Raw genomic sequence first — 7,295 nt, forward strand, 5'->3', positions numbered from 1 at the left:
GGACGGCGCGGACGACTTTAACTGGGCCATGCAGGAACTGACGACGAAGTACTGCTGGGACGAGATCTGGAACCGGCCCGGCCTCGACCGTCGCAGCCGTTCGATCCTCAACCTAGGCATGATCGCGGCGCTCAACCGCAGCCACGAGTTCAAGGCGCACGTTCGCGGCGCCCTGAACAATGGCCTAACACGCGAGGAAATCCGCGAGGTGCTGCTGCAGATCGCGGTTTACGTGGGCATCCCGGCCGGCGTGGACAGCTTCCGCCTGGCGCGAGAGGTCTTTGCGGAGATCGACGCGCAGGGGTGATGGGGCGAGTGATGCCGGTAGGATAATGCCGGTAAGGAATAGCGTCGTCCCGGACTTGATCCGGGACGACGTCACATTCAGGACGACGTATTCACAACGTCACATCCAAGGCTCCACACTCTGGCCGCCATTTTCAAAACGCAAAAAGCGCCGGCATCTCCATAGATGCCGGCGCTTCCCTGGTGCGACCCAAGGGGATTCCTGCCTGAGCGTCAGAGCCCGCCCATCATTACGTATTTTAGCTCCAGGTAATCGGTAATGCCGTGCCGCGATCCTTCGCGGCCCATGCCCGAGGCCTTGATGCCGCCGAACGGAGCCACCTCGGTGGAGATCGCCGCCTCGTTCAATCCGACCATGCCATATTCCAGTGCACCGGCGACGCGCATGGCGCGGCCGATGTCTCGGGTATAGGCATAGGCGGCCAAGCCAAACTCGGTATCGTTGGCGAGCCCTATCGCCTCTTCCTCCGTCTGGAAGCGGATAACGGCGGCGAGCGGTCCGAAGGTTTCTTCCGAAGCCACCAGCGCATCGCGGGGAACGTCGGCGATCAGCGTCGGCGGAAAGAACAGGCCCTCCTGCCGCGCGCCGCCTGCCAGCAGACGCCCGCCGCGCGCGACGGCATCGGCCACGTGCTGCTCCACCTTCTCGACCGCGCGTTCGTTTATCAGCGGGCCGATCGTCACGCCCGCCTCCGTGCCGCGCCCGAGGACGAGGCCTTCGACCCGCTGCCGCAGCCGCTCGACGAAGGCGTCATGAATGCCGTCCTGCACCAGGAAGCGGTTCACGCAGACGCAGGTCTGCCCGGCATTGCGGTACTTGCCCAGGAGCGCGCCCTCGACCGCCGCGTCGATATCGGCGTCGTCGAAGACGAGGAACGGCGCATTTCCACCCAGTTCCAGCGAAAGCCGCTTCAGCGTCGGCGCCGATTGTTCGTAGAGCTTGCGCCCCACCCCGGTCGAACCGGTGAAGGAGAGCTTGCGCACGACATCGCTGGCCATGAAAGCCCCGCCGATCGCGGCGGCTTCACCCGTTATCACGCTGAGCAGTCCGGCGGGCAGGCCCGCTTCCTCCGCCAACGCCGCCAGGGCAAGCGCAGTCAGCGGCGTTTCCGGCGCGGGCTTGACCACGATGGCGCAGCCCGCAGCCAGAGCCGGGGCGACCTTGCGCGTCACCATGGCCGCCGGGAAATTCCACGGCGTGATCGCGGCGACGACGCCGACCGGCTCGCTCCAGACGAGGATACGCTGGTTGGAACGCGGTGCGGGGATGACCTCGCCCTCGATCCGGCGCGCCTCTTCCGCGAACCAGCGCACGAAGCTGGCGGCATAGAGCACTTCACCGAGTGCTTCGGCCAGAGGCTTGCCCTGTTCGGCGGTCAGGATCGCCGCGAGCGCGTCCTGATGTTCGAGCATGAGGGCATGCCAGCGCAGCAACAGGTCGGCACGCTCGCCCGCGGGACGGGTGCGCCATTCGGCCTGGGTCTTTGCCGCCGCTTCGATAGCGGTCCGCGTTTCGGCCGCGCCGAGGTGAGGCACATGCGCGATGACCTCGCCCGTGGCCGGATCGGTCACCGGCGCCGTATCGCGCGCCTCGGTCCAGATCCCACCGACGAACGCCCGGTCGCGGAAAGGATGAAGATCCCGGATCGTCATGCGCCGGCCGCCTCCGTTTCAGGATGGGCATGATTGCTCATCTGCCCACGGTGATAGAGCAGCACGCCGCTTTCGCAGCGATCGATGCGCAGCACTTCGCCCACGAGGATGGCATGGTCGCCGCCTTCGTATTCGCGCCAGAGGCTGCATTCCAGCACGCAGCTCGCGCCCGCCAGCAGCGGATTGCCAAGATCGCTGAGCGTCCATTCCAGCGCCGCCACTTTGTCCGTGCCCTTGGAGGCGAACGCCATGGCGAGCGCCTGTTGTTCCGCCGCAAGGATATGGATCGCGAACCGCTTCCCACGCACGAGATGCGGGTATGTGGCGGAAGTCAGTGCCGGGCATACCAGTACCAGCGGCGGGTCCAGCGAAAGCGAGGAGAAGGCGCTGGCGGTAAAGCCCACCAGTCCGCCCTGCTCGTCGAGCGCGGTCACCACAGTCACGCCCGAGGGGAATTCGGCCATAGCCTTGCGGAATTCGGCCTGATCGATCACGCTTGTCGTCATGTCGCTATCTCCTCTCACCGCATCACGAACGGATCGCCCATCGGCTGTTCCGACAGGTTGACCCAGACGGTCTTCAGTTCGGTGTAGTCGAGCACGGCATGGATGCCGCCCTCACGCCCGTACCCGCTCGCGCCGAAGCCGCCGATCGGCGCCATGGCGGAGACGGCGCGGTAGGTGTTCACCCAGACGATTCCGGCATGGATGTCGCGGGCGAAGCGATGGGCGCGGCCGATGTCGCGCGTCCATATCCCGGCCGCCAGCGCGTATTCGGTGCCGTTCGCCAGGGCGAGCGCCTCGGCGTCGTCCGAAAAGCGCATGATCGCCGCCACCGGGCCGAACACTTCGTTCTGCACCACGTCGAGCTGATCGGAGTTGCAGGCGAGCAGCGTCGGTTCGTAGTACCAGCCCTCGCTGGCCGCATGGCGCCGGCCACCGGCGAGCACGGCGGCACCTTCCTCACGCGCGCGAGCCACCATGCTTTCCACGATGCCGAGCTGCTGCTCGGTCGCCATCGGGCCCATGTCCGAGTTCGGATCGAGCGGATCGCCGATGCGGATGCGGCCCATGCGCTCGGTCAGCGCGGCCACGAAACGGTCGTAGATGCCGTCCTGCACCAGCAGGCGCGAACCCGCGACGCAGCTCTGGCCGGAAGCGGCATAGATCCCCGCGACGGCGCCGTTCACCGCGCTTTCGAGATCGGCATCGTCGAAAACGATGTTGGCCGACTTCCCGCCCAGTTCCAGCGAGAGCTTGGCGAAGTTCTCGGCGCTGGCCTTGATGACGTGGCGTGCAGTGGACGGACCGCCGGTGAAGGCGATGCGGCGCACCAGCGGGTGCCTGGTCAGTGCTGCACCGGCGCTGGGGCCGAGGCCGGTCACGACATTGACGACGCCTGCGGGGAAGCCCGCTTCCTCGACCAGCGCGGCAAAGCGCAGGATGCTGGCCGAAGCATGTTCGGACGGCTTGATGACCAGCGTGTTCCCCGCCGCCAGCGCGGGAGCCAGCTTGATCGCAGTGAGATAGAGCGGGCTGTTCCAGGGGATGATCGCGGCAACGACGCCCAGTGGTTCGGGCACGGTAAAGGCGAACATGTCCGCCTTGTCGATCGGCAGCGTGCTGCCTTCCAGCTTGTCGGCCAGCCCGGCGCTGTAATGGAAGAATTCGGGGAGATAGGCCAGTTGACCCCGCGTCTCGCGGATGAGCTTGCCGTTGTCCTGCGTTTCCAGTTCGGCAAGTTCGCCGGCATGTTCGGCGATCAGGTCGCCAAGGCGACGCAGCAGCTTGCCGCGCGCGGTGGCCGTGAGACCGCGCCACGCCGGGCTGCGAAAGGCCGCATCGGCAGCGCGCACGGCGCGGTCCGCATCGGCCTCGTCGGCATCGGGCAATATCGACCAGACCTGGCCGGTGGCCGGATAGCGCGATTCATAAGTCCGCCCGGATGCGGCGTCGATCCACGCGCCGTCCACCAGCATCTGGAATTTACGTAAGGTCATGAAGCCTCTCCGGCAGTTATGGGCTGCTGTGTTATCGTTGCGAGATAGCCCAGCAGCAGGGCATTGGTCTCTTCCGGCATCTCCACCGGCATCATGTGCCGCGCACCGGCAATCACCGAGGCCTTCGCGCCGGGGATGCGCGCGGCCAGTTCAAGCGTCATTTCCGGCGTCGACCCGACATCGAACTCCCCGGTGGCCACCAGCGTGGGCGCGGCAATCTCGCCAAGGCGGTCGGCGCCGAAGTTGTCCTGGCTGGCGAAAAGACCATAGGACGTGAGATAGCCGTGATGGTCGTTGCCGGCCATGTGCGCGCGCAGGTCGACAATGTAGTCGGGCTGGGCCGCGCGGAATTCGGGCGTGAACCAGCGCTCGATAGCGGCGTCGGAATTGGCGGAGGGACCGGCTCGGCGCACTTCGTCCACCCGGCCCAGGATCGTGGCGCGCACGGTCTCGGACCTGTCGAAGACGCCGTTGAGCAGGATAAGGCCCGAGAGACGCCCCGGATAGCGAAGGGCGAACGCCCGCGCCACCAGCGCGCCCATCGAAAAGCCGATCAGGACCGCCTTGTCGATAGCCAGGTGGTCCATCAGTTCGGCCACCTGGTCGGCATAGTCGTCCAGCCCGGCATCGGCGGCCGGTCGCGGACTTCCGCCATGGCCCAGCATATCGAGCGTAATGACGCGATAGGCATGCCGGAGCGCGACCTTCTGCGCTTCCCACATCGCCTGCGACAGCCCGACGCCATGGATCAGGATCACGGGCGGATTATTTCCACCCGCGTCCTCATAGGCCGTCGGGAAAGGGTTCGCGCCCACCGTCAGCCCTGCTGCGCGGCCTTTTCCGCGGCAATGGCTTCCAGGTCGAGGTAGCGATTGCCGATACGCGGGTGCACCCGACCGCCGTCGGCAGCGCCGAGCACGATGACGATCTCATCGTCCAGCGGGGCGTCGGAAATGGCGAACTCGGCGGTGATGTAATGCGAGCGTTGGCCTTCGTCATCCTTGTGCATCATCGGCACCTGGATCGAGGTGTTCTGGCCGCCGCGCTTGTTGGTGAAGCTGAGGTAGGACTTGGCCTCCACCGCCTCACGGAAATGGTTACCGAAGCGCAGCGTGTGGATCAGCGCCGAGGCATGCTCGATCTCGCCCGCGCCGCCGACCACGGCCGCCTTGCCATAAGCCTCGATCCGGCCCGCGCCGCCGATGGTCGCGGTGAGCTTTTCGACGATCAAGGCGCCAAGGTCCGAGGCATAGGCGCGGATTTCAGGCTGGAGATCCTCCACGAAACCACGACCGGCCCAGGGGTTCTTCACGACGGCGGCCACCAGAACGGTCGTCACGGGACGTTCGGCATCCTTGCCGCCCTCGATTCGAACTTCCTCGACATAAGACACAAGCTTGCGAATCTTCAGAGCCATCGGGGCAACCTCCTTGGAATGTTGTATGGTGGTATACCAGAAGACTAGACACATGCAACGCTTCTTGTCATGAGGGGATCGAGAGCAATGAAAACCTTGTGGAGGATGAGTTTTGGAACGGATCGAAGCGCGGCCGCAAACTTTGAGGCTCATCGCGCTGGACCGTGTGCGCGACGCGATCATGCAGGGGCAGATCGGCCCCGGCGAGCGGCTCGTGGAACGCACTCTGGGCGATCGTCTGGGCGTGAGCCGCTCGGTGATCCGCGAAGTCATCCGCAACCTGGAATCCGAAGGATTGGTGGAAAGCACTCCGTCGGGGCCCCGGCTCTCCACGATCTCGCCCGAACAGGCGCAGCAGATCTACGACATCCGCATGCAGCTTGAATCCTCGGCGGCGGCAGCCTGCGCCGAGCGTTCCTCCGCGGAAACCGTCGCCAGCCTGCGCGAAGCGCTGGGGGCGATCGAAGTGGCGCATCGCGACAAGAATGCCATCGCCGCGCTCAAGGCATCGACGCATTTCTACGAGGTCATCTTCACGACCGGCGGGCACGAGATCGCCTGGGAGATCGTCCAGCGCCTCAACAGCCGCATCAGCCAGATGCGGGCCATGACCCTGTCCGTAGTCGGCCGCCAGGCGGCTGGCCTCAAGCGCCTGTCCAAGATCGTCGATGCCATCGCCAGCCGCAATGCGGATGCTGCGGCCAAAGCCTGCCGCGAGCATGTGCAGGAGGCTGCGCTGATCGCGGTCGAGATGCTGAAGCGCAAGTAGAACAGATAACGTCGTCCCGGACTTGATCCGGGACCGCTGGCAGTTCTTTAGGCGCTTCCCCGCGAGCAAGGCGCGGCTTGGCCAGCGGTCCCGGATCAAGTCCGGGACGACGCCCTCTATCCTCGATCTTACCGCCATCCTCGATCCAAAAGAGCGCTCCGTGCGCCAGATCGATGGCATACCATCCTATAATAAGACTGCAATTTTCGTCCAAGACAGGACTTTCAATGCAGTTTTTCCCTTTTGCCGGGCAAGCCTCGGCCCTGAGCTTCGCCCTCCTCTCGGCGCGCGTCGTCGTTCGTTCGGCGGCCTTCCAAGTCATTCCAGGAGCTGGAAAATGAGAGATGTGTTCAACCGCATGCACATTGCGGGCAAGCTGATGACCGTGGCAGGTCTGGCCATCGCCGTCCTGCTCCTGGTCGGCTTCACGGCCGTCGTCATCGAAACGCAGTCCGCCGTCGGCGCGCTTTCGGATCAATCCGCGCTTGCCCAGGCCGATGCCGAGGGCAACCAGGTGAAGAAGGATATCGCCACGTTCGAGGCAACCGCGCGCACGCTCGGCTCCACCATGAGCAATCTCCACGCGACCGGCGCGCGCGATCGCAGCACGGCCACGAATGTGCTGAGGACCGACCTGCTCGCGTCCAAGGTCGCCCTCGGCGCCTGGACCATGATCGCGCCGAACCAGTGGGACGGGCCGGACGCCGGCAAGGCGGGACAGCCGGGAACCAGCAAGGATGGCAATTTCCGTCCCTATTGGGTCAAGAACAACGGCACCCTCGCCCAAATCCCGAACAATGAGGCCGAAGGCTACGGCAAGCCGTTCTTCCGCAAGTCGTTCGAGAGCGGAGACGGCGCGATCCTCGATCCCTACCTGTTCGACGCAGGCGGGCGGACCGTGCTGATGACGTCGATCACCCAGCCGGTGAAGTCGGGTGGCCGCGTGATCGGCGTCTCCGGTCTCGACATGGAACTGGGCAGCATTTCGGAGCGCCTGGCGAAGCTCAAGCCGTTCGGTGACGGGCGCGTCATGCTGCTGTCCTCGGCGGCGATGTGGGTGGCCAATCCCGATGCCGCCAAGCTCGGCAAGCTCTATGCCGATCCGGGCCTGGACGACGTGAAGGCCGCGATCGCCAATGGCGAGACGCGCG

At 65.4% G+C, this 7,295-nt stretch carries 7 protein-coding genes and 1 pseudogene; 3 read left to right on the forward strand and 5 right to left on the reverse strand.

Annotation, left to right across the window (positions count from 1 at the left end; genetic code table 11):
- The coding region (locus tag RT424_RS23465) for a carboxymuconolactone decarboxylase family protein (RefSeq protein WP_313443157.1) at positions 1–307 on the forward strand (307 nt) is incomplete at its 5' end.
- Positions 308–519: 212 nt separating this feature from the next.
- Here the strand turns inward: RT424_RS23465 and RT424_RS23470 are convergent.
- From RT424_RS23470 to RT424_RS23490, 5 genes are read right to left on the reverse strand one after another with little or no spacing between them, the layout of a single operon-like run.
- Complete coding sequence (locus RT424_RS23470; RefSeq protein WP_313443159.1) at positions 520–1,959, reverse strand: NAD-dependent succinate-semialdehyde dehydrogenase; 1,440 nt, start codon at positions 1,957–1,959, stop codon at positions 520–522.
- A complete protein-coding gene (locus tag RT424_RS23475; protein WP_313443161.1) occupies positions 1,956–2,465 on the reverse strand; it encodes a flavin reductase family protein in 510 nt (169 codons plus the stop codon). The genes RT424_RS23470 and RT424_RS23475 overlap by 4 nt, the downstream gene beginning before the upstream one ends.
- A gap of 14 nt (positions 2,466–2,479) precedes the next feature.
- Positions 2,480–3,958, reverse strand: coding sequence for an aldehyde dehydrogenase (locus RT424_RS23480; RefSeq protein WP_313443163.1), 1,479 nt, complete (start codon positions 3,956–3,958; stop codon positions 2,480–2,482).
- Positions 3,955–4,716 carry an alpha/beta fold hydrolase gene (locus tag RT424_RS23485; protein WP_313443165.1) on the reverse strand — a complete coding sequence of 254 codons (762 nt, stop codon included), beginning with the start codon at positions 4,714–4,716 and terminating at the stop codon, positions 3,955–3,957. Before RT424_RS23485 ends, RT424_RS23480 begins: the two co-directional genes overlap by 4 nt.
- A 59-nt stretch (positions 4,717–4,775) precedes the next feature.
- Positions 4,776–5,375, reverse strand: a complete 600-nt coding sequence (locus RT424_RS23490; RefSeq protein WP_313443167.1) for an amino acid synthesis family protein — start codon at positions 5,373–5,375, stop codon at positions 4,776–4,778.
- A gap of 112 nt (positions 5,376–5,487) precedes the next feature.
- Between RT424_RS23490 and RT424_RS23495 the strand changes: the two genes are divergently transcribed.
- Both RT424_RS23495 and RT424_RS23500 read left to right on the forward strand, forming a co-directional pair.
- Positions 5,488–6,144, forward strand: coding sequence for a GntR family transcriptional regulator (locus RT424_RS23495; RefSeq protein ID WP_313443169.1), 657 nt, complete (start codon positions 5,488–5,490; stop codon positions 6,142–6,144).
- A 337-nt stretch (positions 6,145–6,481) separates the two neighbouring features.
- A pseudogene (locus RT424_RS23500) lies at positions 6,482–7,295 on the forward strand (cache domain-containing protein); the annotation flags it as partial.

Source organism: Novosphingobium sp. (assembly GCF_032093395.1).
Classification (GTDB): Bacteria; Pseudomonadota; Alphaproteobacteria; order Sphingomonadales; family Sphingomonadaceae; genus Novosphingobium.